This is a genomic window from Streptomyces sp. S6 (genome assembly GCF_054880855.1).
This window is the reverse complement of sequence record NZ_JBTYMC010000024.1, coordinates 16,394-41,465: the sequence shown is the minus strand read 5'-3', so window position 1 is coordinate 41,465 and position 25,072 is coordinate 16,394. Positions and strand designations below refer to the sequence as shown.

The 25,072-nt window shown below is 70.4% G+C and carries 21 protein-coding genes and 2 pseudogenes; 14 read left to right on the top strand and 9 right to left on the bottom strand.

The genetic code is table 11. From position 1 onward, the window contains the following. A pseudogene (locus ACVNF4_RS05875) lies at positions 1 to 621 on the bottom strand (ABC transporter ATP-binding protein); the annotation flags it as partial. 105 nt (positions 622 to 726) lie between these two features. Here ACVNF4_RS05875 and ACVNF4_RS05870 point away from each other — a divergent pair. The 3 genes from ACVNF4_RS05870 (at position 727) to ACVNF4_RS05860 (ending at position 4,644) form a co-directional block, all read left to right on the top strand. Beyond that, the gene (locus ACVNF4_RS05870; protein ID WP_461801585.1) at positions 727 to 1,437 is read left to right on the top strand and encodes a hypothetical protein; all 711 of its coding nucleotides are present in this window, start codon (positions 727 to 729) and stop codon (positions 1,435 to 1,437) included. Positions 1,438 to 1,482: 45 nt separating this feature from the next. Continuing rightward, positions 1,483 to 3,102 carry a peptide-N4-asparagine amidase gene (locus tag ACVNF4_RS05865; protein ID WP_461801584.1) on the top strand — a complete coding sequence of 540 codons (1,620 nt, stop codon included), beginning with the start codon at positions 1,483 to 1,485 and terminating at the stop codon, positions 3,100 to 3,102. A 171-nt stretch (positions 3,103 to 3,273) separates the two neighbouring features. Continuing rightward, complete coding sequence (locus tag ACVNF4_RS05860) at positions 3,274 to 4,644, top strand: cation:dicarboxylate symporter family transporter (protein WP_461801583.1); 1,371 nt, start codon at positions 3,274 to 3,276, stop codon at positions 4,642 to 4,644. 78 nt (positions 4,645 to 4,722) lie between these two features. Here ACVNF4_RS05860 and ACVNF4_RS05855 read toward each other — a convergent pair whose 3' ends face one another. Continuing rightward, a complete protein-coding gene (locus ACVNF4_RS05855) occupies positions 4,723 to 5,169 on the bottom strand; it encodes a MarR family winged helix-turn-helix transcriptional regulator (protein WP_461801582.1) in 447 nt (148 codons plus the stop codon). Between the two features lie 85 nt (positions 5,170 to 5,254). Here ACVNF4_RS05855 and ACVNF4_RS05850 point away from each other — a divergent pair, with 85 nt between their 5' ends. Further along, positions 5,255 to 7,087, top strand: a complete 1,833-nt coding sequence (locus ACVNF4_RS05850; RefSeq protein WP_461801581.1) for an ABC transporter ATP-binding protein — start codon at positions 5,255 to 5,257, stop codon at positions 7,085 to 7,087. A 131-nt stretch (positions 7,088 to 7,218) separates the two neighbouring features. Next, on the top strand, positions 7,219 to 8,064 hold the full coding sequence (gene mltG / locus ACVNF4_RS05845; RefSeq protein WP_461801580.1) for an endolytic transglycosylase MltG: 846 nt from the start codon (positions 7,219 to 7,221) through the stop codon (positions 8,062 to 8,064). Between the two features lie 383 nt (positions 8,065 to 8,447). Here mltG and ACVNF4_RS05840 read toward each other — a convergent pair whose 3' ends face one another. Further along, positions 8,448 to 9,527, bottom strand: coding sequence for an NAD(P)-binding domain-containing protein (locus tag ACVNF4_RS05840; RefSeq protein WP_461801579.1), 1,080 nt, complete (start codon positions 9,525 to 9,527; stop codon positions 8,448 to 8,450). 748 nt (positions 9,528 to 10,275) lie between these two features. Between ACVNF4_RS05840 and ACVNF4_RS05835 the strand changes: the two genes are divergently transcribed. Then, a complete protein-coding gene (locus ACVNF4_RS05835) occupies positions 10,276 to 10,698 on the top strand; it encodes a secondary thiamine-phosphate synthase enzyme YjbQ (protein WP_461801578.1) in 423 nt (140 codons plus the stop codon). Between the two features lie 121 nt (positions 10,699 to 10,819). Here the strand turns inward: ACVNF4_RS05835 and ACVNF4_RS05830 are convergent, their stop codons facing one another. From ACVNF4_RS05830 to ACVNF4_RS05815, 4 genes are all read right to left on the bottom strand, one after another. Beyond that, positions 10,820 to 11,548, bottom strand: coding sequence for a hypothetical protein (locus ACVNF4_RS05830; protein WP_461801577.1), 729 nt, complete (start codon positions 11,546 to 11,548; stop codon positions 10,820 to 10,822). A gap of 6 nt (positions 11,549 to 11,554) precedes the next feature. After that, positions 11,555 to 12,160 carry an RNA polymerase sigma factor gene (locus ACVNF4_RS05825; RefSeq protein ID WP_461801576.1) on the bottom strand — a complete coding sequence of 202 codons (606 nt, stop codon included), beginning with the start codon at positions 12,158 to 12,160 and terminating at the stop codon, positions 11,555 to 11,557. After that, entirely contained in the window at positions 12,157 to 12,354 is a 198-nt protein-coding gene (locus ACVNF4_RS05820; protein WP_461801575.1) for a hypothetical protein, read from the bottom strand. Before ACVNF4_RS05820 ends, ACVNF4_RS05825 begins: the two co-directional genes overlap by 4 nt. Before the next feature lie 617 nt (positions 12,355 to 12,971). After that, entirely contained in the window at positions 12,972 to 13,688 is a 717-nt protein-coding gene (locus ACVNF4_RS05815; RefSeq protein WP_461801574.1) for a polysaccharide deacetylase family protein, read from the bottom strand. Between the two features lie 186 nt (positions 13,689 to 13,874). Here ACVNF4_RS05815 and ACVNF4_RS05810 point away from each other — a divergent pair. Next, a pseudogene (locus ACVNF4_RS05810) lies at positions 13,875 to 14,432 on the top strand (SWIM zinc finger family protein); the annotation flags it as partial. A 129-nt stretch (positions 14,433 to 14,561) separates the two neighbouring features. Here ACVNF4_RS05810 and ACVNF4_RS05805 read toward each other — a convergent pair. Further along, positions 14,562 to 15,788 (bottom strand): glycosyltransferase 87 family protein, encoded by a 1,227-nt coding sequence (locus tag ACVNF4_RS05805; RefSeq protein ID WP_461801573.1) that lies wholly within the window; start codon positions 15,786 to 15,788, stop codon positions 14,562 to 14,564. A gap of 129 nt (positions 15,789 to 15,917) precedes the next feature. On the opposite strand from ACVNF4_RS05805, the gene ACVNF4_RS05800 reads away from it, so the two are divergent. Together ACVNF4_RS05800 and ACVNF4_RS05795 are read left to right on the top strand one after the other, a co-directional pair. Then, the gene (locus ACVNF4_RS05800) at positions 15,918 to 17,060 is read left to right on the top strand and encodes a glycosyltransferase family 4 protein (RefSeq protein ID WP_461801572.1); all 1,143 of its coding nucleotides are present in this window, start codon (positions 15,918 to 15,920) and stop codon (positions 17,058 to 17,060) included. Between the two features lie 130 nt (positions 17,061 to 17,190). Beyond that, complete coding sequence (locus ACVNF4_RS05795) at positions 17,191 to 18,822, top strand: GMC oxidoreductase (protein ID WP_461801571.1); 1,632 nt, start codon at positions 17,191 to 17,193, stop codon at positions 18,820 to 18,822. 19 nt (positions 18,823 to 18,841) lie between these two features. Here ACVNF4_RS05795 and ACVNF4_RS05790 read toward each other — a convergent pair whose 3' ends face one another. Continuing rightward, a complete protein-coding gene (locus tag ACVNF4_RS05790) occupies positions 18,842 to 20,638 on the bottom strand; it encodes an AMP-dependent synthetase/ligase (RefSeq protein WP_461801570.1) in 1,797 nt (598 codons plus the stop codon). A 279-nt stretch (positions 20,639 to 20,917) separates the two neighbouring features. On the opposite strand from ACVNF4_RS05790, the gene ACVNF4_RS05785 reads away from it, so the two are divergent. The 5 genes from ACVNF4_RS05785 (at position 20,918) to ACVNF4_RS05765 (ending at position 24,927) form a co-directional block, all read left to right on the top strand. Further along, on the top strand, positions 20,918 to 21,673 hold the full coding sequence (locus tag ACVNF4_RS05785; RefSeq protein WP_461801588.1) for a metallophosphoesterase family protein: 756 nt from the start codon (positions 20,918 to 20,920) through the stop codon (positions 21,671 to 21,673). An 83-nt stretch (positions 21,674 to 21,756) separates the two neighbouring features. Then, positions 21,757 to 22,197 carry an SRPBCC family protein gene (locus tag ACVNF4_RS05780; RefSeq protein ID WP_461801569.1) on the top strand — a complete coding sequence of 147 codons (441 nt, stop codon included), beginning with the start codon at positions 21,757 to 21,759 and terminating at the stop codon, positions 22,195 to 22,197. A gap of 80 nt (positions 22,198 to 22,277) precedes the next feature. Beyond that, positions 22,278 to 23,420, top strand: coding sequence for an ArsA family ATPase (locus ACVNF4_RS05775; protein WP_461801568.1), 1,143 nt, complete (start codon positions 22,278 to 22,280; stop codon positions 23,418 to 23,420). A gap of 53 nt (positions 23,421 to 23,473) precedes the next feature. Next, complete coding sequence (locus ACVNF4_RS05770; RefSeq protein ID WP_461801567.1) at positions 23,474 to 23,914, top strand: DUF5304 domain-containing protein; 441 nt, start codon at positions 23,474 to 23,476, stop codon at positions 23,912 to 23,914. Between the two features lie 59 nt (positions 23,915 to 23,973). Further along, positions 23,974 to 24,927, top strand: coding sequence for an ROK family glucokinase (locus ACVNF4_RS05765; protein ID WP_461801566.1), 954 nt, complete (start codon positions 23,974 to 23,976; stop codon positions 24,925 to 24,927). The last annotated feature ends 145 nt before the right edge of the window (positions 24,928 to 25,072 follow it).

The following is a 25,072-nucleotide window of genomic DNA, read 5'->3' as shown; positions in this document are numbered from 1 at the left end:
GCGCCCCGCCTTGTCGCGCTCGACGTCGGCCCGCCGGGTCGCCCTCGGCAGCAGCGGCAGCGCCGCGAACGCCACGACGGGCGCACCGACGGCGACGATCACGCCGAGCGCGGGCTGGTAGACCAGCAGGCCGGCGCAGACGAGGACGACGGTCAGTGCGGCGGCGGTGAACCGGGAGACGGTCTCGACGAACCAGCCGATCTTCTCGATGTCCCCGGTGGAGACGGCGATCACCTCACCGGCCGAGACCTGCCGCGTGAGCGCCGACCCCAGCAGCGACGCCTTGCGGGCGAGCAGTTGCTGGACGCGGGCCGAGGCGGTGATCCAGTTGGTGACGGCCGCCCGGTGCAGGAACGTGTCACCGACGGCCGTCACGACACCGCACAGCAGCATCAGCGCGCCCGCCAGCGCGAGCCGTGTGCCCGACCGGTCGACGACGGCCTGGACGGCGTAGCCCACGACGAACGGCAGCCCCGAGACCGCCGGGAAGTGCAGCAGGCCCCACGCGAGGGCCTTGAGCTGACCACCCGCCTGGCTCCGGCCGAGCCACCACAGGAAACGGGGCCCCGAGCGTGCGTCCGGCACACCCGGATCGAGGTACGGAAGGTCTTTGATCTGCATGACGTCCCAGTCGGAAGGAGGCGCAAACCGTGTCAGCCTCGCCGTGGCGGACGATGAATCACAACCGGTTTTCCCTGGGCCGCCGAGATTGAGACCATGGGGCGCATGCGAGGAACCGCGATACGAACCGCGGCGGCGGCCGGAGCGCTGCTCGCCGCCCTGACCGGCTGCGCGAGCACGCAGGCGCACGACGGCGGGAACGCCGGGGCGAAGAAGCCCGCCGCCGCGAAAGCCCTGACCGCCATCCCGGACGTCGGCCCGGCCTTCCACGACCGCATCCCCGCCGCCGCCCGACAGGTCGTCACTGTCTACGGGGACGGCAGGAACTCTCCGGACGCGACGGTCGTTCTGTACATCAAGCAGGGCAGAACCTGGCAGAAGGAGAGCAGTTGGCCGGCCCACAACGCGCGCAAGGGCTGGACGACCGATCACCACGAGAACGACGGCCGCAGCCCCGTGGGGGTGTTCACGCTCACCGACGCGGGTGGCGTCCTGAAGAACCCCGGCACGAAACTGCCGTACACCCGCTCCGGCGCCTTCGAGACGCCGAGCTGGTGGCAGAAGCCGTACCGGCACGACTTCGACTACGTCATCGCCATCGACTACAACCGGATCAAGGGCACCTCCCCGAGCGACCCGACACGCCCGGAGGGGGAGCGGAAGGGAGGCAGCATCTGGCTCCACATGGACCACGGCACCGGCACCTCGGCCTGCGTGACCCTGTCGAAGACCGGCATGGCACACCTGCTGACGACGCTGGACCCGGCCGCGCACCCGGTCGTCGTGATGGGGGACCGGGCCGAACTGAAGGCCTGAACCGCACGGTTGCGAGGCGGGGGAGACTCCCCTAGAACACCGGCCATGACGAGACGGCTCATCATGTCCATGTTCACCATGCTCGCCGCGCTCACCGCGGCGGCCCTCCCCTCGGCCACGCTCCCCGCACAGGCCGTCGGCACCGCCCGAGTCGCCGACGCCCCGCCCGAGTTCGGCTCCGACTGGCACGACCCCCTGACCGCCGCCCCGCCCGTCCCGAGGCCCCACACCGAGTCCTGTGAAGTCACCGTCGCCGAAGCCCAGTTCCGTGACTTCACGCCCTACCGGGGCACCTACACCCCGCCCGCCCGCTGCGGCGACCGCTGGAGCAGGGTCGTCCTGCGCCTCGACGGCAAGGTCAAGGGCCGCCAGTACGACCGCCTCGGCTACCTGCACATCGGAGGCGTCGAGATCTTCCGCACCTCGACCCCGCAGCCCTCGCCGGACGGCATCGCGTGGTCGGTCGAGAAGGACGTCACGCGGTACACCGACACGCTCCGGCGCGCGCAGGACGTGGAGATGCTGATCGGGAACGTCGTGGACGACATGTACACGGGCGTGCTGGACGTCAAGGTGACGCTGACGTTCTACAAGGCGCCGGTGCCTGCCAAGGCGACGGGCGCTTCGGGCGATGCCGTCCCCGACAAGGTCCTCACCCTCACCCCCGACCACACCCTCACCACCCCGCGCAACAGCGAACGCATCCTCGCCGAGGTCTACGCGACCGGCTCCGGCGGCGGCTGCGAGGAGTACTGGTACCTGTCCGTCCCGACGCCGGCGCCCTACTCCTGTCAGACGCCGGACGGACCGTACCGGGAGGTGCGGATCAAGGTGGACGGCCAACTGGCCGGAATCGCCACGCCGTTCCCGACGGTGTGGACCGGAGGCTGGTCCAACCCCTTCCTCTGGTACGTCGTCCCGGGCCCCCGCGCCTTCGACATCAAGCCGATCGAGTACGACCTGACCCCCTTCGCGGGCCTCCTCAACGACGGCCGTCCGCACCGCGTCGAGGTGTCCGTCGTCGGCGTCCCCGAGGGGCAGACGGGGTGGAGCGCGCCGGTCAACGTCCTCGTGTGGCAAGACGCGAGGAAGGCGCGGGTCGGCGGCAGGCTGCTCACCCACAAGGAGAGCGCCCCGGCCGGTGACTCGACGTACACGCCGGGCGCCGAGCACCGGGTCGACACGGAGGCCGGGCACAGCCTGACGGTCGCCGGGTACGTCGACACCTCGCACGGCCGGGTCACCACCAAGGTCACCCGGACCCTGGCCCACACCTCGACGCACCGCTGGGCCGACGGGGAGAACACGGACGCCCTCGACGGGATGTGGACGGACGACGAGACGGTCACCGCCGGCCGGCACACGACCCGCACGCACCGGACGTACACGATGGACGGCACGACGACGATCGGCGCGGACGCCCGGCTGCGCACCGTCATGACGCTCGGCGACCGGTCCGTCGTCAGCGACTCGCGCGGGTACCGGTCGCGGCTCGACGACACGTACACGGGCGACGCGACGTACACGACCGGCGTGCCGCGCGACCAGCGCCACGGCGTCGCCACGACGACCGAGCGCTACCGCCTGACGGGCTCGCGCGGCTGCTACGACCGCACGGTGACGGCGGTTCAGGGCGTGCTGACGCGGGACAGCAACGCCTGCTGAAACCTTCCGATGTGTGATCCATCACCCCGGCCGTGATTTACAAATCGGCAACACGGAGGTCTTCCCCCTGAGTCACGGGCACTCCAAAGTGATCGGCACGGAAGACACTTTCCGTATCGCAGAAGTCCCGTAGGGCTTCCGCGAGTTCGCCGTCCCCTCCCAGGAGTGCCCGTGCCGCAGTCAGTACCGTCCCTGCCGCGACGCGTCGCACGAACGCTGCGTACCTCGCTCTTCCTCCAGGTCGCGATCGCGCTCGTGCTCGGAATCGCCGTCGGTAAACTGTGGCCGGGCTTCGCCTCCGACCTCCAGCCGCTCGGTGACGGGTTCACCCGGCTGATCAAGACGATCATCTCGCCGCTCGTGTTCTGCGTGGTCGTCGTCGGGATCGCCAAGGCCGGTGACCTCAAGGCGTTCGGCCGGATCGGGCTCAAGGCGCTGATCTGGTTCGAGGTCGCGAGCACGTTCGCGCTGCTCGTCGGGCTCGTCGCCGCCAACCTCGTCCAGCCGGGCTCGGGGATGCACGTCGACCCGGCCACGCTGAACACGGCGGCGGTCGACGCGAAGACGAACGGCGGCTCGCTGCCGTCGACCACCGACTTCATCCTCCACGCGCTGCCGACCTCGTTCATCGGCGCATTCGCCGAGAACTCCCTGCTCCAAGTGCTGATCCTGGCCTGCCTGGTAGGCGCCGCGCTGCTGCACCTCGGGCACACCAAGGTCCCGCAGGTGCTGCCCGCGATCGAGCAGGCCCAGGAGATCATCTTCGCGATCGTCGGCTTCGTCATGCGGCTCGCCCCGATCGCCGTGTTCGGCGCGATGGCCGTCCTCATCGGCAACTACGGCCTCGGCGTGATCGAGACGTACGGCAAGCTGATCGCCCTGTGCTACGCGGCTGCCGCCCTGTTCGTCGCGCTGCTCGCGGTCGCCCTCAAGGCGGTGACGGGGCTCAGCCTCTGGAAGTTCCTGCGCTACATCCGCGAGGAGATGCTGCTCGCGCTCGGCACCGCCTCCACCGAGTCGGTCATGCCGCGTGTCATGCAGAAGCTGCGCAAGGCGGGTGCCCGGGACGACGCGGTCGGCCTCGTCCTGCCGACCGGCTACTCCTTCAACCTCGACGGCGCCTCCCTCTACCTCTCCATCGGCACCCTCTTCATCGCCCAGGCGGTCGGCGTCGACCTCAGCCTCAGCCAGCAGATCACCGTGGTCCTCGTCCTGATGCTGACGAGCAAGGGCATGGCCGGCATCCCCGGCTCGGCCTTCCTCGCCCTCTCCGCGACGGCGTCCTCCCTCGGCGCGATCCCGGCGGGCGCGGTCGCCCTGCTGCTCGGCGTCGACCGGATCATGGACTCGATGCGCGTCGTGACGAACCTCCTCGGCAACTGCGTCGCGGTGTTCGCGGTGTCACGGTGGGAGGGGGCGCTGGACGTCGAGCGGGCGAAGAAGGTGCTGGACGGGGAGATCGATGTGGTGCAGGAGGATGCGGTGCCGGCCGCTGTGCCCGCCCAGCTTGCCAAGAAGGAGCCTGCGTCCGAGGCGAGCTGAGCTCTCACCGGGGATTTCCCGCGACCGCCGTGCCCTCGGGTGCGGCGGTCGCGTTTCTTCGCTGTGTGTGCCGCCGCCTCAGTGGTGCACCGGCATGCCGCTCATCAGCGTCTCCAGCAGTTCACCGAGCGCCTCCCGCTCGTCCTCGGAGAGCGGCGCGAGGATCTCCGAGGCGGCGGAGCGGCGTGCCCCGCGCAGCTTGAGCAGGGCACCGACGCCGTCCTCCGTCAGTTCGATGCGGATCACGCGGCGGTTGGCCGGGTCGGGGACCCGGCGCACCTTGCCGTTCGCCTCCAGGCCGTCCACCAGCGTCGTCACCGCGCGCGGGACCACTTCGAGGCGCGCGGCGAGGTCGGCCATGCGCGGCGGGGAGGGGTACTGCGCGAGCGTGCGCAGCAGGCGGGACTGGGCGGGGGTGACGCCCAGGCCGCACCCCTCGATGTGCCGCTTCTGGATGCGGTGCACGCGGCGGGTGAACCGCAGCAACTGCTCGGCGAGCAGGCTGTCGGAATCTGGTGTGCCCATACGGGAACAATAACAGGATGCCAATCATTGTGAGTATAGGTAACAATGAGCGTGATCCTGATCCTCGTGCTTCCCGAAGGAGCCCATGCACCCCGACCGAGAGAAAACTGCCTGGAACCCACCGGCCGACCGCGCAGCCACCGAGCCGCAGCCCCGCCAGGTCCGCCGCATCCTCAAGCTGTTCCGTCCCTACCGCGCCCGCCTCGCCCTCGTCGGCCTGCTGGTCGCCGCCTCCTCCCTGGTCGGCGTCGCGACGCCGTTCCTGCTGAAGGAGACGCTGGACGTCGCGATCCCCCAGGGCCGTACGGGCCTGCTGAGCCTGCTCGCCCTCGGCATGATCCTCAGCGCCGTCCTCTCCGGCGTCTTCGGCGTCCTCCAGACGCTGATCTCGACGACGGTCGGCCAGCGCGTCATGCACGACCTGCGCACCGCCGTCTACGGCCGCCTCCAGCGCATGTCCCTCGCGTTCTTCACACGTACGCGCACCGGCGAGGTCCAGTCCCGCATCGCCAACGACATCGGCGGCATGCAGGCGACCGTCACCTCCACCGCGACGTCCCTCGTCTCCAACTTCACCAGCGTCGTCGCCACGATCGTCGCGATGCTCGCCCTCGACTGGCGGCTCACCGCAGTCTCGCTGCTGCTTCTGCCGGTCTTCGTCTGGGTCAGCCGCCGGGTCGGCGCCGAGCGCAAGAAGATCACCACCGAGCGGCAGAAACAGATGGCCGCGATGTCCGCGACGGTCACCGAGTCGCTGTCGGTCAGCGGCATCCTCCTGGGGCGCACGATGGGCCGCTCCGACTCCCTGACCAAGTCCTTCGCGGACGAGTCGGAGCGGCTGGTCGACCTGGAGGTCCGCTCCAGCATGGCCGGGCGCTGGCGGATGTCCGTCATCGGGATCGTCATGTCCGCGATGCCGGCGGTCATCTACTGGGCGGCGGGCGTCGCCCTCCAGCTCGGCGGGCCCGACGTCTCGCTGGGCACGATCGTCGCCTTCGTCTCCCTCCAGCAGGGGCTCTTCCGGCCCGCTGTGAGCCTCCTGTCGACGGGGGTGCAGATCCAGACGTCCCTCGCGCTCTTCCAGCGGATCTTCGAGTACCTCGATCTGCCGATCGACATCACCGAGCGTGAGAACCCCGTCCACCTGGAGCAGGTGAAGGGCGAGGTGCGGTTCGAGGGGGTGTCGTTCCGGTACGGCGGTGAGGGTGCGGGGGGCGAAGGTGCCGGCCGCGCGATCCTCGACGGCGTCGACATCACCGTCCCCGCAGGCCGCAGCCTCGCGGTCGTCGGTCCGACCGGCGCCGGCAAGTCCACGCTGGGCCACCTCGTCCCCCGGCTGTACGACGTGACGGGCGGCCGGGTCACCCTCGACGGGGTCGACGTCCGGGACCTCGACTTCGACACCCTCGCGCGGTCGGTCGGCGTCGTCTCCCAGGAGACGTACCTCTTCCACGCGACGGTCGCGGAGAACCTCCGCTTCGCCAAGCCGGACGCGAGCGACGAGGAACTGCGCGATGCGGCGCGCGCGGCGCAGATCCACGACCACATCGCCTCCCTGCCCGACGGGTACGACACGGTCGTCGGTGAGCGGGGCCACCGCTTCTCCGGCGGTGAGAAGCAGCGGCTCGCCATCGCGCGGACCATCCTGCGCGATCCGCCGGTGCTGATCCTCGACGAGGCGACCAGCGCGCTGGACACGCGCACCGAGCACGCCGTGCAGCAGGCGATCGACGCGCTGTCGAAGGACCGGACGACGGTGACGATCGCGCACCGGCTGTCGACGATCCGGGACGCGGATCAGATCGTCGTCCTGGAGGGCGGTCGGGTCGTGGAGCGGGGGACGCACGAGGAGTTGGTGGCGGGGGAGGGGAGGTACGCGGGGCTGGTGCGGACGGACGAGCGGGTGACGGCTTCGTGAAGGGGGCCGCTTCCTGGGGAGGCCGCCTTATGGGGCGCTGCCTGCTGAGGGGTACGGCTTTCGAAGGGGCGATGATCCGACAAGGCGAAGATATGCCCGGTTTTTATCGGTATGCGGGTTACCGTGCCCGCATGCAGATGAACACTCCGCCCGGGAGCGCGATCCGTCTGACGCGCCGTGGCCGCACCGTCCTCGTCGTCGCCGGGGCCGTGGTGGCCGCTGCCGCCGTGGCGGTGCCGCTGCTGAGCGTCGAACGGCCCGCCGCCGAGGCCACGAAGCCGAAGGTGCTGACCGTCCCCGAGGGGTGGCGCTCCGGCCAGGTCTACGAAGCGGTCGACAAGGCCCTCGCGCTGCCGGTCGGTACGACGCGGAAACACCTGCCGAAGGCCGGCCTCAAGCTCCCGACCGACGCCGAGGGCAACCCCGAGGGCTACCTCTTCCCCGCGACGTACCCCCTCACCGAGAAGACGACCCCCCAGTCCCTCCTCATGTACATGGTCGACACCGCGAACAAGAAGTTCAACGGCGCCCCCATGGCCGCCGGTGCCCAGCGCAACGCCATGAACGTCTACCAGGCCGTCACCATCGCCAGCATCGTCCAGGCCGAGGCCGCCACCAAGGCCGACATGGGCAAGGTCGCCCGCGTCGTCTTCAACCGCCTGGAGCGCGGGATGCCCCTCCAGATGGACTCGACGATCAACTACGCCCTCAACCGCTCCACCCTGAACACGGCCGACGCCGACACGAAGATCGACAGCCCCTACAACTCCTACCAGCGCATGGGCCTCCCCCCGACCCCCATCGACAACCCCGGCGAGGAAGCCATGCGCGCCGCCATCACCCCCACCCCCGGCGACTGGCTCTACTTCGTCACCGTCAAGCCCGGCGACACCCGCTTCACGGCGAACTACGCGGAGCACCAGCGGAACGTGGCGGAGTTCAACAAGGTGCAAGGGCGGAAGGCGAGGGCGAGCTGAGGGGAGCGGGCAGTGGGTGGGGCCGACCGGCGTCGGCTGTCCCCCTCTGGGCGGCGGGGTGCCGGGACGCTCGTGCGGCTGACGGCGGACATTCCTCCTGAGGGCGCCTCCTCTCAAGGCGCGACCCCCTGAGGTGGGGCCCGAGACGCGAGTGCTGCCGGTGCGGGCCTCATTCGGCGGCGCGCGGCGGCTGCCGTCCTCCCCAGGCGGGGTGAGGGGTGGCAACGTCCGACGACAGCGGCTCTGGTTCCGCCCTCCAACCGTCGGCCCGTTCCGTCGACGTCCGTCCCGCAGTCCCGCCCAACCCGCTGCCCCAGCTGCTCCCGGCCCGGTTTCCAGGCCGAGGCGCGTTCAGGCGACGTCCCCCGGTATCCCCCTGTCCGCTACGCCGCCGCCGACTCCCCCCTCCCCAGCAGCCGCCGGACATCCCGTACCGCCGCCCGCCCCGCCCGGTTCGCGCCGATCGTGCTGGCCGAAGGTCCGTAGCCGACGAGGTGGACGCGGGGGTCGGCGGTGGCGCGGGTGCCGGTGAGGCGGATGCCGCCGCCGGGTTCGCGCAGGCCGAGGGGGGTGAGGTGGGCGAGGGAGGGGCGGAAGCCGGTGGCCCAGAGGACGACGTCCGCCGGTTCCTCGTGGCCGTCCCGCCAGCGGACGCCGTCCGGGGTGAGCCGGTCGAACATCGGACGGCGGTCGAGGACCCCGTTCGCCAGCCCCGCGCGGATCGCGTCGTTCAGCGGCAGACCCGTCACCGAGACCACACTCCTCGGCGGCAGCCCCTGCCGCACCCGGTCCTCGACCAGCGCGACCGCCGCACGCCCCTCCAACTCGCCGAAGGGCCCCTCGCGGTAGACCGGCGGACGCCGGGTGACCCAGAGGACGGAGGCGGCGTAGGGGGCGAGTTCGAGAAGGTGCTGCGTGCCGGACGCGCCCCCGCCGACGACCACCACACGCAGACCCGCGAAGGCTTCGGGCCCGGGGTACTGGGCCGTGTGCAACTGTCGTCCGCGAAACGTCTCCTGCCCCGGGTAGCGCGGCCAGAACGGCCGGTCCCAGGTGCCGGTCGCGTTGATCAGCGCCCGCGTCGACCAGTCGCCGTCCGACGTCTCGACCAGCAGCCGGCCCCCGTCCCCCGCACGCACTGCACGCACGTCCACCGGACGCCGTACCCGCAGGTCGAAGGCCTCCTCGTAGCGCGCGAAGTACTCCCCGATCACCTCGGACGACGGCCGCCCCGGGTCCGCCCCCTCCAACTCCATCCCCGGCAGCGAGTGCATCCCGTGCACCTTGCCGTACGTCAGCGAGGGCCACCGGAACTGCCAGGCGCCGCCGGGCGCGGGGGAGTGGTCGAGCACCACGAAATCCCGCTCCGGCCGAAACCCCGTCCGCCGCAGGTGATACCCGCTGGACAGCCCCGCCTGCCCGGCGCCCACCACGACCACCTCGACCTCACGCATGTCGTTCACGTTTCTACCAACGAGGACGGGGCCGAGGCTCTTCCCGTACCGGGCCGTCCTACGCCGGGCCGTCCTACGCCGGACGCGGACGACGCCGGATCGGCTCGCCGGCGTCGTCGAGATGGGGAGGACCCTGTTGAGCCGCCGGTCCACGAACCGAGCGAGGCCGGTCTTCCCGGGGCTGTGGAGGCGGGTGGTGTTGAGGGGGAGCGCGGTGGGGCGAGGTGGCGTCGGGTGGGAGCCTGTCTGTGCGGGTGTGTCGAGCGTGGCTGGGGGTGGCTTCCGTGCCTGTTCAGGGGTGTGGGGGAGGCTCGTCCGGCGGCAGGAGATCGGGTTCGCGGGCCAACGCCCTTGCCGGTGAGGCGTGTTGGGGATAAGTGCCGGAGGGGAGCTTCGGGGTTGGTCGCCAATACGCCGGTCGTGCTGAGGAGTTGCCGCTGCGCGAGCAACAGGTTCGGAGCGACTGGAGAGGTTGAAGGACCCATGCTCATGCCCAACTCTCCACCGGCAAGGCGGAGTTCGGTATCCCGAATAGTCGCGGACGTGTCGCGGTCACCCCTCCTCGCCACGCGTGGCCGCATCGACGTCCTGTGGGTGACCTCCGCCGCGTGCTCCCCGCACCACCCCACGGAGCCCGTCGAACATGGCCGGAGCCGGAGCGGGTGATCAACGGGAGATGCGACCCTCGAAGTTCTGCCGAGCGGACATCGGCACGGACCCGACGCCCCCACACGCACCGGCCGGAGACAATAGGACCATGTCCGACGCCTTCACCACCCGTGTCCTGCACATCACCTCCGGTTCCCGCGAACGGGTCGTCGACCTCACCCACGACTGCGAGACCTTCCTACGCGAGGCCGCCGCGGGCCGAAACGGCCTCCTCAACGTCTTCGTCCCCCACGCCACCGCGGGCATCGCCGTCATCGAGACCGGCGCCGGCAGCGACGACGACCTCCTCGCCGCCCTCCACACCCTCCTCCCCGCCGACAACCGCTGGACCCACCGCCACGGCACCCCCGGCCACGGCCGCGACCACGTCCTCCCCGCCCTGGTCCCACCCCACGCCACGCTTCCGGTCGTCAACGGGACTCTGGAGCTGGGGACTTGGCAATCCGTGTGCCTGGTCGACACCAACATCTCCAATGCCGACCGTCAGGTCCGGCTCAGCTTCCTGGGCTGAGCCTCCGGCACGACCATCGCCGTACCTTGAGCGCCCGATACAGGGCTACGGCAGTGCCTCATCGGGGCATGTCGGCTTACGGCCGCCGTGATGGATCACCGCGTTCTCCGGCACGTGCTTCTCAGATGATGAGCTCTTCGAGCCGGTGGGCGAGTGAGGGGTGGGACTGGAGGGCGGGGACGCCGTCGATACGGTAGACGTCGAGGTCACCGACGGCATCCCTTACGGCTTCCTCGGGGACGGCAGTGACATCGTCGGGCAGGTCGAGGTAGACCGTCACCCCGCCGGGGCCCGGCGGCAGGGCAGAGGTGCCGGTGCGGGTGTCGACGACTTCGTGGGCGACGGGCGTGTATTGGCACGGTTCTTCCTGTAGGACGGTGATCTGCCGGGCCCAGTGAGTCGCGTCGTACCACTCCCCGCGGTGCAGGTGGAGCAGGTAGAGGCAGACGGCGCCGGTGGCCTGGCCGCCACCCGCCGCGTACTGGAGCCAGAACTGGGCGCCGTCCTCTCTGCCGCCGAGGAACAGGACGCAGGCGAAGGCGAGTGCTCCTCCCGGATCGCGGGCGGTGTCGAAGCAGGCGATGCGCTCGACGGCATCGTCGTCACGCAGGACACCCCGGCACAGGGCGTTCAGGTCGGCCCCGGCCTGCTGGTGCAGCGCCACCCGGCCCCTGTTCGACGGCGGGGAAGGAGAGGCCGACGGGGTCTGGGGCCAGTGCAGTTCGTGAAGCTGTGCGGTGATGCGACGGCGGCTGGCCTCGCGGTGCGCGACCGCCCCGTCCCCGTCTCCATCCCGGACGCGGGCACGTTCGAGCACTTCGTCGATGGTGCGCGGCTGGTGCGGGCGCATCGGGTCTCACTCCTCGTCGTCAGCCTCACCGGGCTTCAGCTTCAGGTCTACGGCCAACTGGCGCTTGGCGGAGCGGCAGGTGGACCGCACGGTCGCGTCGCACACCCCCATCACCATGGCGATCTGGCGGGTCGTGAAGCCGAGCGCATAGCGCAGCACCATGACATCAAACTGCCGCTCAGGCAGTCGGGCCATTGCGGCATAAAGGCCCATACCGTCTTCGAGTTCGGTAATCTGCGCCCTGAACCGCGAGCGGAAATCGCCGAGGATGGGGGTGCAGGCCGCGCGTATGGCGCGCTCGAACGCGAGGGTTTCCCTGGCGGACGGGTCACGCCCTTGCGCCTGGAGTTCGGTGGCGACCCGCTCCTTCAGCAGCGCCCAGGCGTACGCCGCGACATTCTCCTGACGGGTGACCTCCGACCAGATGACCGCCAGGATCACGAAGGTCTGGTCGACCAGGGCGTCGGCGGCCTCGCGGTCGCCCAGCTGAATGTGGGCGTACTCGAAATACGCCTGGTGATAGAGCTCATGGAAGGCCCAGAAGGCCGGCGGCATCACGTCGCTGGAGTCCTGCAGGGCCTGTTCGCCACCCCTTCCGGAAGGCCCGGTCATCGGCCGCCTCCGCTGCTGTTGTCGTCCTGGAGTGCCGAGCGGTCGGCGGGTCGGTCGTGGGCGAGGAGGCTTGCCGCACCGACGCGAACCCCGGCGCCCAGCAGGCGCCGCACGCCGGCACGGACGTCAGGCGCGAACGCCCGGACCGCGGCGGCGGAGGCCAGCACGAGGCTGGCGACGTCGACCAGTGTCACAGTGGTGATCCCTTGATCTCGTGTGATCCCGCACGGCACCGGTCGTCACCCCCACAGAGCGTCCGGCACCTGGAGCTTCATTGCTCCTGGGCACCAGCAAACCGCCCGCCAGGTCGATTCGTGCACCGCCCTCACCACCACTTTTTAACGGACGGTAGCCTTCCGGTTGCAGCAAATGCGCTCACCTGTTTGCAGTTGTCCCCCCGATCTCGATTTCACACTGTGTCACCCTCTCGTTACCTGCGGCATGAGGCTCCCAGTGGGCCGCCCGCCCCGTTTTGCGCAAACGAACCACACCGGGGCAGACAAATGGATGTGGCGCACATCACGGCAATATGAGGATTCGCGCGCGCCCTCCGTGCGAGGGATCTAATCCGTCGGCCACACCCTTGGGTGTGGTGCGCGAGAGACAACCCCGACCGCCAGGTCCGACTGTCGTTCCTCGGGTGGTTCCGTGGCGCCCGTGGCTGGGGGAGTGATCTCCGGCCGCAGCGAGCCAGGAACTTGCCAGGCTCAGGTCGGAGCCGGGGGAGCCGTTCCTCGCGCCGAGGCGCGCATGCCTGAGCGCCATCAGGGGCGGTTCCGGGGTTCGGCGGGGTCGGAACGAAGCCGTCGCGTCAGCTTTCGGGAAGGCTGAACCGGTAGCCCTGCCGGATCATCCAGGGGAGCAGCTCGCGCAGGGCTGCCACGGTCTGGCTGCGGTCGCCGCCGCCGTCGTGCATGAGGACGACGCCGCCGGGGCGCAGTTCCCGTTCCACGGTGGCGATGATCGAGGCGACACCGGGGCGCGACCAGTCGCGGGGGTCGACGGTCCAGCCGAGCGGGCGTAGCCCGTCCTGCACGGCTATCCGGCGGTTCTCGGGGCTGAAATCGCCGCCGGGAGCACGGAACCACCTGATCCGGGTGCCCGGCCCGCCGGCCTCGCTGATCATTTCCTTGGCCGCGGTGATCTCGTGGACCTGTGTGGTGTACGGGAGGGTACGCATCGGCTGGGGGTGGTCCACGGTGTGGTCGCACAGCTGGTGGCCGTCGGCGAGGACGCGCTTGACCAGGGCGGGGTACGCGGCGGCCTGGTCGCCTATCTGGCAGAAGGTCGCCTGCACGTGGTACTGGGCGAGCAGGTCCAGGACCTGACCTGTGAACGGCCCCGGGCCGTCGTCGAAGGTGAGTGCCACGGTCCGGCCGTACGTCGCCGCACTGCGGGCGATCGAAGCGCTCGGGGCGTCGGTTGCGGCGCTTGCGCTCGCACCGGTACCGGCCAGGGCGAACGAGACGGCCACTGCGCAGCCGAGAGCCGCACGGCGCAGCACACGGACGGGACGGGAGTTCTGCATTCTGTTTCGCTCCTGGGGTGACCGGCCGTGTCGGGACGGCGAGGACGGACCCTCACGACAGTGACCGAATGCCTGACCGAAGCAAAGGGTTCACCGGCATTTGCAGCTTTTGTCACAAACAGGCCGATAGTGGCCCTCGTCACTGCGGCCGTCCCCGCCACCCTGCGGGGGCGGTTGAATAGGGGTATGGCACGGCAAGTGGTGGGATTCGGCGAAGACGAGCTGCGGGCCCTGGCCGGGGCCCGGTCCTTCGAGCGGGGGCTGGGGTATCTGGACGCGGTGAGCGGTCTGGAGGTGGGGGCTTCCTCGGTCGTCGCGTCGGTGCATGGCACCGGTGTCTACGAGGTGGAACTCACCCTCGGCGAGGGCACCGGGATCTCGGGCTGGTGCGACTGTCCGTACGGGCAGGAGGGCAACTTCTGCAAGCACTGCGTGGCGGTGGGACTGACCGTGCTGCGGCGGGCGGACGCGGTCCCGCGGCAGCGGGCAGCCGCCCGGACCCGGACCGCCGGCCTGGATGCCTGGCTCACGGCGTTGTCCCGGGACGAACTCCTCGCGCTGGTGCAGGAACAGGTCGTCGGCGACCGGGAGTTGCGCCGTCGGCTGGAGCTGCGGGCCGCAGCCGCGCGCTCCGACCTCGACACGGTCCGGGAGCGGGTCCTCGCGCTCCTCGATCCGCGGCCCTTCGCCCGGTACGGGTACGTCGAGTACGCGGACGCCCCTGGATACGCGCGGCAGCGAGGGGGACGGCGTGGGTGACGGTCGCCGGGACCGTCGTCCAACTGCCCCTGGCCTACGCCCTGTCGGGGTACGGGCTGCCCGGGATCTGCGCGGCGCTCGCCGCGTCGATGGCCGTGCAGTTGCTGCTCCTGTTCAGGAAGAGACCTCCGCGCGCGTCGGCTGGGGCGGGACCGGCAGCGGCTTCGGACGAGGAGCCGTCGAGCGCCAGAGCCGGGCGCAGGCGGTGACGGCGGCGGCGAGGAGGAGGCCGTTGCGCAGGAGGACCAGGGCGACACCGAGCGGCGTGCTGTGGACGACGTCCTCGAAGTACACCGGGAACTCCAGGACCGTCACCGCCGACGCGGCCACCACCAGCACCGCCGGGAGCGTCATCCGGGTGGCCCGGAAACAGAGGCAGACGGCGACCGTGCCGAGCAGCCACAGGAGGTACTGGGGGCTGATGACCCGGCTGGAGAGGGTGAACAGGAGGACGGCGGTGAAGGCCGCGTCCGCCGGGGTGTGCACGGAGAAGCGGCGGGCCAGCAGGCGCCACAGGAACAGCCAGCCGAACGCGGCCGACGTCAGGAACAGGGCGGCCGTGCTGACCGTCTTCACGCCGGGCCCCACGAACTCCAGCGAGCCGTAGTGGAACAGCACCTCCCCGCCCCACCCGAACCGCCGGGCCACGTGGAAGACCAGCGCCCCCAGCGACTCCACCTCCGTCCCCCGGTCCCGCTGGAACGTCACGAACGAGAACGCGCCCGGCATCACCGCCGCGAACCCGCCCGCCACGGCAACCGCCGTCACCGCCGCCGCCCCCCACGCCCGGCGCCGCACCACCCCCGCGAGCAGCAGCGCCGGCCACACCTTCAGCAACGCCCCGAACCCGATCAGCGCACCCATCGCCCTGGGCCGCCGCACCCCGGCGAGCAGCGCGCCCACCGCGACGGCCGTCACCATCACGTCGTACCGGGCGTACACGGTCGGCCCGAGCAGCGGCACCCCCACGGTCCACACCCACGCTCCACGCCGGGCCCGTCCGGGGCGGTGCGCGGCGTGGAGGAGGAGCGTCAGGACGGTGAGGTCGGCGATGAAGGCCAGCAGGTAGAACGCGGTCGGGTAGCCGAGGAAGGGGAGCAGCGCGGGGGCGAGGATCGGCAGGGCGGCGGCCGGTGGGTACTGCCAGGTGACGTCGTGCGGGGGGAAGGTGCCGGTGCGCAGGACGTCGTACCAGTGCCGGTAGATCACCGAGACGTCGGTGGTGACGTCGGGGCCGGGGAAGGGGAGCAGGTGGCAGACCAGGAGCAGGAGGAGCAGGCGGGTGGCTGCCCAGGTGAGCAGCAGCGCGGCCGGTGGTCGCCGTGTCCCCGTGATCTCCACTTTTGCCCCTTTTCCTACCTGATTGGCGTGTGGGGCACATCCTGCCTGTGAGGCTGGGGGAGAGCCGTGAGGCCGGGCCGGGGATCACCTGCCGGGGCCCGCCCCGCCCGTCCGTTACAGTCGGCCGCGATGCACAAGACCCTCGTCGTCACCAACGACTTCCCGCCCCGCCCCGGCGGCATCCAGGCCTTCCTGCACAACATGGCCCTCCGCCTCGACCCCGACAGCCTCGTCGTCTACGCGTCCACCTGGAAGCGCACCCGCGAGGGCATCGAGGCCACCGCCGCCTTCGACGCGGAGCAGCCTTTCCCCGTCGTACGGGACCGGACGACGATGCTGCTGCCGACGCCCGCGGCGACCCGGCGTGCGGTGTCCCTCCTGCGTGAACACGGCTGCACCTCCGTGTGGTTCGGCGCGGCGGCCCCCCTGGGCCTGATGGCCCCGGCCCTGCGGCGGGCGGGCGCGCGGAAGTTGGTCGCCACGACGCACGGCCACGAGGCGGGGTGGGCCCAACTCCCCGCCGCCCGGACCCTGTTGCGCAGGATCGGGGAGTCCACGGACACGATCACCTATCTCGGCGAGTACACGCGCTCCCGGATCGCCGGCGCGCTGACGGCCGAGGCCGCTTCGAGGATGGTCCAACTCCCGCCCGGGGTCGACGAGAAGACGTTCCATCCGGGGTCGGGGGGCGCGGAGATCCGAGCGCGGCTGGGACTCGCCGACCGCCCGGTGGTGGTGTGCGTGTCCCGGCTGGTGCCTCGCAAAGGGCAGGACACGCTGATCCGCGCGATGCCGCTGATTCTGAGGGCCGAGCCGGACGCGGTGCTGCTGATCGTCGGGGGCGGGCCTTACGAGGGTGACTTGCGCAAGTTGGCTGCGGAGACCGGGGTTTCGGACTCGGTGCGGTTCACGGGGGCTGTGCCTTGGGGGGAGTTGCCGGCTCATTACGGCGCGGGGGACGTCTTCGCGATGCCGTGCCGGACTCGCCGGGGTGGCCTGGACGTCGAGGGGCTGGGGATCGTGTACCTGGAGGCGTCGGCGACGGGGCTGCCGGTGGTGGCGGGGGACTCGGGGGGTGCGCCGGACGCGGTGCTGGACGGGGAGACGGGTTGGGTCGTACGGGGGGAGTCGGCAGAGGAGGCGGCGGAGCGGATCGTGGTGCTGCTGGGAGATGGGGAGCTGAGGAGAAGGATGGGGGAGAGGGGGCGCCGGTGGGTGGAGGAGAAGTGGCGATGGGATCTGCTGGCCGACTCTTTGAGGGCGTTGCTGTGACCAACTCAGGGGCGCGGGGAACTGCGCGACCAGCCACGAACTACCCGCACCCGCAACACGACAGAAACTCGGCAGACGAGTAGGCACCCAACCCCTAGCCGGAACCTGGGACTCCCCCCATGCTCCGCATATGACAGAAAAACTGACACAACGTCAGCTCAGTAGACGCCAAATCCTGGGCATGGCCGCCCTCCAGACGGCCGCCACCCTCGGCATCACGAGAATCTCCCTCCAGTCGGCCCGAGCGGAAGAACCCGAGTCCGTAGACAACTCACCGGCGATAGTGATCGGCTCGGGATACGGCGGAGCCGTGGCCGCACTCCGCCTGGCCCAGGCAGGGATCCGCACACTCGTCCTCGAAATGGGCCGCGCCTGGAACACCCCGGGCGCGGACGGCAAGGTGTTCTGCAACACCGCGAGCCCCGACAAACGCTCGATGTGGTTCCGCACCCGCACCGAGGCCCCCCTCGCCTCGTTCCTGTGGCTGGACGTCGTCAACAGGGACATCACCTCCTACCCCGGCGTCCTGGACCGCGTGAAGTTCGCGAACATGTCGGTGTACGTGGGCAGAGGAGTCGGCGGCGGCTCCCTCGTGAACGGCTCGATGGCCGTCACCCCCCGCCAGTCGTACTTCGCCGAGCAGTTCCCGACGGTCGACGCGGCGGAGATGTACGGCACGTACTTCCCCCGGGCCCGAGCCATGCTCGGCGTGAACACCGTCGACCCGGACTGGTTCGAGTCCACGGAGTGGTACAAGTTCAGCCGCACGGCGAGGAAGTCCGCACTCAAGGCCGGTCTGAAGACGACGTTCGTGCCCAGCGTCTACGACTTCGCGTACATGCAGAAGGAAGCGGCCGGCACGGCACCCAGGTCGGCGCTCGGCCAGGAGGTCATCTACGGCAACAACAACGGCAAGCGCAGCCTCGACAAGACGTACCTCGCCGCAGCGCTCGGCACCGGCGACGTCACCATCCACACCATGGAGAAGGTCACCGGCATCTCCCGTGCGAGCGACGGAAGTTGGGTGCTCAGCGCCGACCGGATCGACGACACGGGAGCGGTCGTCGAGACGAAGCAGTACGGCTGCGCCTACCTGTTCCTCGGCGGCGGCAGCCTCGGCACCACCGAACTCCTCGTCAAGGCACGCCAGTCGGGCACGCTCCCCGCACTGGACGCGAGCGTCGGCGCCGGCTGGGGCACCAACGGCAACGTCATGCTGGGCCGCGCCAACCACCTGTGGGACACGACCGGCGCCAACCAGTCCACGATGCCGGTCATGGGCATCGACGACTGGGCCAACACCGACAACCCCGTCTTCGCCGAGCTGGCCCCGCTGCCGACGGGGCTGGAGAACTGGGTCAGCCTGTACCTGGCGATCACGAAGAACCCGGAGCGCGCGACCCTGTCGTACACCGATGGTGCCCTGAGCCTGAGTTGGAACACCGCACAGAGCGCGGTCTCGGTCGCGATGGCGAAGAAACTGTTCGACCGGATCAACGCGGCGAACTCCACGATCTACCGGTACGACCTGTTCGGCACACCCAGCAAGGTCTTCGCGGACGACTTCTGCTACCACCCGCTCGGCGGCTGCGTGCTGGGGAAGGCGACGGACAACTACGGGAGGGTGAAGGGGTATTCACGGCTGTACGTCACCGACGGCTCACTCGTGCCCGGCAACATCGGCGTGAACCCGTTCGTCACGATCACCGCGCTCGCCGAACGCACGATGGCGCGGGTCCTCGTGGAGGACACCGCGCCATGAACTCGTGTGCGAAAGCGCACTACTTGGCGTAGAGCGCCTCGATCTCACCCGCGTAGTCCTTCGCCACCACGTTCCGCTTCAGCTTCAGCGACGGGGTGAGGTGGCCCGAGTCCTCCGTGAACTGGGAGGAGAGAATGCGGAACTTCCGCACCGATTCCGCTTTCGACACCGCGGCGTTGCCGTCGTCGACGGCCGTCTGGATCGCCGCGAGGAGATCCGGGTCGTCACGCAGCGACGCCGCGGTGACATCCGCCGGCTTGCCGTGCTCGGTGGCCCAGCGGCCCAGGAACTCGTCGTCGATGGTGATCAGCGCGGCCACGAACGGCCGCCCGTCCCCGACGACCATGCACTCGGCGACCAGCGCGTGCGCCCGGATCCGGTCCTCGATCACCGCCGGGGCGACGTTCTTGCCGCCCGCCGTGACGATGATCTCCTTCTTGCGGCCGGTGATCGAGAGGTAGCCGTCCTCGTCGAGGGTGCCGATGTCCCCGGTGTGGAACCAGTTGTCGGCCAGTGCCTCGGCGGTCGCCGCCGGGTTGTTCCAGTACTCCTTGAACAGGTGCTCGCCGTGCAGCAGCACCTCACCGTCGTCCGCGATCCGCACCACCGACCCGGGCAGCGGCTGACCGACCGTCCCGATCTTCTGCCGGTCCCACGGGTTGAACGCCGTCGCCGCACAGGACTCCGTCAGCCCGTAGCCCTCAAGTACGGTGAAGCCGATCCCCCGGAAGAAGTGCCCGAGCCGCTCACCCAGGGGAGCACCCCCGGAGATCGCGTACTCGCCCCGGCCGCCGAGGACCGCGCGCAACTTGCTGTAGACCAGCTTGTCGAACACCTTGTGCTTGATCTTCAGCCCCAGCGACGGACCCGACGGCAGGTCCAGCGCTTTGCTGTAGGCGATCGCCGTGTCCGCGGCCTTGTCGAAGATCGCACCCTTGCCGTCCGCCTGCGCCTTCGCGCGCGCCGAGTTGTAGACCTTCTCGAAGACCCGCGGCACGCCCAGGATCAGCGTCGGCCGGAACGACGCCAGTTCGTCCGTGAGGTTCTTGATGTCCGGCAGGAGGCCCAGCCTGATCGGCGCCATCATCGGCGCGATCTGCACGAGCCGCCCGAAGACATGCGCCAGCGGCAGGAACAGCAGCACACTGCACTCGCCGGTCTTGAACAGCGGGCGCAGCCGCTCCACGACGTTCCCGCACTCCGCGAAGAAACTCCGGTGCGTCAGGACACAGCCCTTGGGGCGACCCGTAGTACCCGAGGTGTAGACGATCGTCGCCGGGTCGTCCGCCTTCGCCCGCGCGCTGCGCTCGTCGACCGTCGTGTCCGGCACGTCCGCGCCGAGCCGCCCCAGCTCCTCCACACCCCCGGCCTCGATCTGCCAGACGTGCTTCAGCGCGGGCAGCGAACCGCGCACCGACTCCACGGCCGCCGCGTGCGACTCCAGCTCCACGACACAGGCCGTCGCACCCGAGTCGGAGAGGATCCAGCCGATCTGCTCCGGCGAGCTGGTCTCGTACACCGGCACCGTGACCGCGCCCGCACTCCAGATCGCGAAGTCCAGCAGCGTCCACTCGTACCGCGTGCGCGACATCAGCCCGACCCGGTCACCCGGCTCCACTCCGGCGGCGATCAGACCCTTCGCCGCGGCGTGCACCTCGGCGAGGAACTCCGTCGCCGTCACGTCCTGCCAGGCTGCGCCCACCTTGCGGGCGATCACGGCGACGTCCGGGTGCTGCGCGGCGTTTCTGCGGACGATGTCCGTCAGGTTGCCGTCCGCAGGGACCTCGTACAAAGCCGGAAGGCTGAACTCGCGCAAGACTGCTGCTCCTCATAGGGCGCCGGCGCCACGACGGTGTGCGATGCGCGACGGAACGGTCCAAGGGCTCGGTGGACTGCCCGGACGTTACCCGCCGGTATGGTGACTTCGACAGGGGGTCCGGCAGAGATGTTCGCCGTGTCACACCTCTCTGGTACTGCTCTGCGTACGGTAGTCCACCAACTTACTGACCGGCCAGTAACGGCCGTCGTGGACGTCGCTGTTCACCCGCCGCCTTCCCGCCTACCCTTGATCGTCATGGCTTCCACACGCATCCACGTGGTGAGTGACGTCCACGGCAACGCGCGGGACCTCGCGCGCGCCGGGGAGGGCGCCGACGCGCTCGTCTGTCTGGGCGACCTGATCCTCTTCCTCGACTACGCCGACCACTCCCGCGGCATCTTCCCCGACCTCTTCGGCGCGCAGAACGCGAGCCGGCTCGTCGCCCTGCGCACCGAGCGCCGCTTCGCCGAGGCCCGGGAACTCGGCCGGCAGCTCTGGGGCCAGGTCGACGGCGACCGCGCGACCGTCATCGAGAGCGCCGTCCGCAGGCAGTACACCGAACTCTTCGCCGCGTTCCCGACCCCGACGTACGCCACCTACGGGAACGTCGACATGCCCGCGCTCTGGAAGGAGTACGCCGGACCCGGCACCACCGTCCTCGACGGCGAGGTCGTCGAGATCGGCGGGCGCACGTTCGGGTTCGTCGGCGGAGGGCTGCGCACCCCCATGAACACGCCCTTCGAGATCTCCGACGAGGAGTACGCCGCGAAGGTCGAGGCCCTCGGCTCCGTCGACGTCCTGTGCAGCCACATCCCGCCGGAGGTGCCGGAACTCGTCTACGACACGGTCGCGCGGCGCTTCGAGCGCGGCAGCCGGGCCCTTCTCGACGCGATCCGCCGCACCCGGCCCCGCTATGCCCTCTTCGGACACGTCCACCAGCCCCTCGCCCGGCGCATGCGGGTCGGCGCCACCGAGTGCGTCAACGTCGGTCACTTCGCGGGGTCCGGGAAGCCGTACGTCCTGGAGTGGTGAGGGGCGTGAAGTCGGCAGGTCATGCGCGCGGTAGCCTTCACGCGCACCCTTCTTACCGGTCCGCATCTGGAGGAGTCCCGGCGATGGCGGAACACACCAGTTCGAGCATCACGATCGAGGCGGCACCGGCCGACGTCATGGCGGTCATCGCCGACTTCGCCCGCTACCCGGACTGGACCGGCGAGGTGAAGGAGGTCGAGGTCCTCCAGACCGACACCGCCGGCCGCGCCGAACAGGTCCGTCTCGTCATGGACGCCGGCGCGATCAAGGACGACCAGGTCCTCGGCTACACGTGGACCGGCGCGAACGAGGTCTCCTGGACGCTGGTGAAGTCGCAGATGCTGCGGTCACTGGACGGGTCGTACACGCTGAAGGCGGTGGGTGCCGGGGCGACCGAGGTGACGTACCGGCTGACCGTCGACGTCAAGATCCCGATGCTGGGGATGATCAAGCGGAAGGCCGAGAAGGTCATCATCGACCGGGCGCTGGCGGGGTTGAAGAAGAGGGTGGAGAGCGGCGAGTAGTTCGGGTGCGGCTGGGTGGCTGGTCGCGCAGTTCCCCGCGCCCCTAAAAGAAGAGGGCGTTTCAGCTAGCGTTCACTCTTATGCGCACTCTCCTGGTCATCGGGCCTGGTGGTTGCGGTCGTACGACCACTGCCGCCGCCACCGCCCTGTCCGCCTCCCGCACCGGCACCCGGACCCTCGTCCTCAGCGCCGACAGAGGCGACACCCTCGGAGCCGCGCTCGGAGTCCCCACCGGGGACAGACCGGTCGCCGTGAACGAGCACCTCACCGCCTGGCGCCCCGACCCCTCCGCCGGTTTCCGGGACGACTTCCTCCGCTTCCAGGAGAAGGCCACCGCAGCCCTCGACCTCCTCGGTGCCGCGCGGCTCGAAGCCGAGGAGATGACGTCGCTGCCCGGCGCGGAGGAACTGAACCTCCTGCGGGCCCTGCGGGACGCCGTGCTGTCGGAGCGGTTCGAGCTGGTCGTCGTCGATCTGCCGCCGACACCCCAGGCACTCACCCTCCTCGCCCTCCCCGAAGAACTGCGCCGGTACATCCGGCGGCTCCTTCCCGCCGAACGGCAAGCCGCCCGCGCCCTGCGTCCGGTGCTCGGCAGGCTGGCCGGTGTGCCGATGCCGGCGGAGTGGCTGTACGAGACGGCGGGCAAGTGGGACACAGAACTCGCCGCCGTCGAGGCCGTGTTGGCCGATCCCGGCACCGGCGTGCGGATCGTCGCCGAACCCGGGCCCGCCGGGGACGACGCCGTGTGGGACGCCCGGCGGGGGCTCGCCCTGCGACAGCTCCCCCTGGAGGCACTCGTCGCGAACCGGGTGCTGCCGGACGAGGGTGGCTGGCTCGGGGGGATCGTCGCGCAGCAGCGCAAGACGCTGGACGAGTGGGACGCGGAGACGGTCGCCCACCTCGGCAGGGACCCCCGAGGACTCGACGACCTGCGTGACCTCGCCGTCCCTCCCGTCGACCTCCCGGCGAACCCCGTCGAGTGGCCCGTCACCGAGGGGGACGGCACGTTCGTGTGGACGCTGCCGCTGCCCGGAGCCGTGCGGGAGGAGCTGGACCTGATCCGGCGGGGCGACGAATTCGTCGTCACCGTCGGCCGGTTCCGGCGTATCGTCGGCCTCCCTTCCGCCCTGCGGCGCTGCACGGTCGAGGGCGCCTCGCTGCGGGACGGCGAGCTGAGGGTGCGGTTCGCGCCGGATCCGCAGTTGTGGCCCCGAGAGCGGTGAAGGACGTACCGCCGTTCGGGTACCGTCGTAAGGAGAGCCGTGAGGGAGACGTCATGAGCAGCGACGACAGCGTGGGCCGCGCGACGGACGACGACGCCTGGGCCACCGCCTGCGAGGAGGACCTCGCCGCGGAGAAGGCCCGCCGCCGCGCCCGGTACGGTCCGCCCCCCGGCTCGGCCGGCGAGGAACTGCGCAAACTCTTCGACGCCGTCTCCGAGAAACTCGGCGGCCTCCAGTCCCCGCTGCTCGGCGCCGTCGCGGGCCCGGCGGCCCAGCAGGTCGTCCGCCAGGTCGTCCAGCAGGCCAAGGCCGTCGTCGAACCGGTCGTCGAACGCAACCCCGACGTCTTCGACCACCTCTCCGCCGCCGGCGGTGAACTCCTCGCCGCGTACCGCTCCGCCGTCCAGCGGCAGGAGGCACGCTGGACGAAAGGCGACGGACCTTCGGAAAAGGACGACGGAACGGGCCCCGGCCAGCGCATCGACGTGGACTGACCGAGGCCCCCCTCCGGTACGGTGGCCCATAGCGGGGCTCGACCGAAACTGAGGGATTCATGGGACTCACCATCGGCGTCGACATCGGCGGCACGAAGATCGCGGCCGGCGTGGTCGACGAGGAAGGCACCATCCTTTCGACCCACAAAGTGCCGACCCCGGGCACACCCGAAGGCATCGTGGACGCCATCGCCTCCGCCGTCGAGGGAGCGCGTGCCGGGCACGAGATCGTGGGGGTCGGCATCGGCGCCGCCGGTTACGTCAACCGCCAGCGCTCCGAGGTCTACTTCGCGCCCAACATCCAATGGCGGGGCGAGCCGCTGAAGGAGAAGGTCGAACAGCGCACCGGCCTCCCCGTCGTCGTCGAGAACGACGCGAACGCCGCCGCCTGGGGCGAGTACAAGTTCGGCGCAGGCAAGGGCCACCGCAACGTCATCTGCATCACCCTCGGCACCGGCCTCGGCGGCGGCATCATCATCGGCAACAAGCTGCGCCGGGGACACTTCGGCGTCGCCGCCGAGTTCGGCCACATCCGCATGGTCCCCGACGGCCTCCTGTGCGGCTGCGGCTCCCAGGGCTGCTGGGAGCAGTACGCCTCCGGCCGCGCCCTGGTGCGCTACGCGAAACAGCGCGCGAACGCGGCCCCCGAGAACGCCGAGATCCTCCTCGGCCTCGGCGACGGCAGCCCTGACGGCATCGAGGGCAAGCACATCTCGATGGCGGCGCGGCAGGGCGACCTGGTGGCGGTGGACTCGTACCGGGAGCTGGCGCGCTGGGTGGGCGCGGGCCTGGCGGACCTGGCGTCGCTGTTCGACCCGTCGGCGTTCATCATCGGGGGCGGGCTGTCGGACGAGGGCGAGCTGGTCCTGGACCCGATCCGCAAGTCGTACAAGCGCTGGCTGGTGGGCGGCAATTGGCGCCCGGTGGCGGACGTACTGGCGGCGAGCCTGGGCAATGACGCGGGCTTGGTGGGGGCGGCGGACCTGGCAAGGGAACCGGACCCGATCATGTAAGGGTGCCTGGTGTCTTCTGTCTTTTAGGGGCGCGGGGCTGTATCGATGTGCGGCTACCGCCGCGTTGGGGGTACCTCCCTGCTGGAAGAGCTTGGGGGAGCGACCAGCCACACGCGGCGGCAGTCGCACACAACCCCAGCGCCCC

Coding starts and splice junctions, on each gene's coding strand:
- ACVNF4_RS05870 (WP_461801585.1), top strand. CDS start 727: ATGCGAGGAACCGCGATACGAACCGCGGCGGCGGCCGGAGCGCTGCTC.
- ACVNF4_RS05865 (WP_461801584.1), top strand. CDS start 1,483: ATGACGAGACGGCTCATCATGTCCATGTTCACCATGCTCGCCGCGCTC.
- ACVNF4_RS05855 (WP_461801582.1), bottom strand. CDS start 5,169: ATGGGCACACCAGATTCCGACAGCCTGCTCGCCGAGCAGTTGCTGCGG.
- ACVNF4_RS05850 (WP_461801581.1), top strand. CDS start 5,255: ATGCACCCCGACCGAGAGAAAACTGCCTGGAACCCACCGGCCGACCGC.
- mltG (WP_461801580.1), top strand. CDS start 7,219: ATGCAGATGAACACTCCGCCCGGGAGCGCGATCCGTCTGACGCGCCGT.
- ACVNF4_RS05835 (WP_461801578.1), top strand. CDS start 10,276: ATGTCCGACGCCTTCACCACCCGTGTCCTGCACATCACCTCCGGTTCC.
- ACVNF4_RS05830 (WP_461801577.1), bottom strand. CDS start 11,548: ATGCGCCCGCACCAGCCGCGCACCATCGACGAAGTGCTCGAACGTGCC.
- ACVNF4_RS05825 (WP_461801576.1), bottom strand. CDS start 12,160: ATGACCGGGCCTTCCGGAAGGGGTGGCGAACAGGCCCTGCAGGACTCC.
- ACVNF4_RS05815 (WP_461801574.1), bottom strand. CDS start 13,688: ATGCAGAACTCCCGTCCCGTCCGTGTGCTGCGCCGTGCGGCTCTCGGC.
- ACVNF4_RS05800 (WP_461801572.1), top strand. CDS start 15,918: ATGCACAAGACCCTCGTCGTCACCAACGACTTCCCGCCCCGCCCCGGC.
- ACVNF4_RS05795 (WP_461801571.1), top strand. CDS start 17,191: ATGACAGAAAAACTGACACAACGTCAGCTCAGTAGACGCCAAATCCTG.
- ACVNF4_RS05780 (WP_461801569.1), top strand. CDS start 21,757: ATGGCGGAACACACCAGTTCGAGCATCACGATCGAGGCGGCACCGGCC.
- ACVNF4_RS05775 (WP_461801568.1), top strand. CDS start 22,278: ATGCGCACTCTCCTGGTCATCGGGCCTGGTGGTTGCGGTCGTACGACC.
- ACVNF4_RS05770 (WP_461801567.1), top strand. CDS start 23,474: ATGAGCAGCGACGACAGCGTGGGCCGCGCGACGGACGACGACGCCTGG.
- ACVNF4_RS05765 (WP_461801566.1), top strand. CDS start 23,974: ATGGGACTCACCATCGGCGTCGACATCGGCGGCACGAAGATCGCGGCC.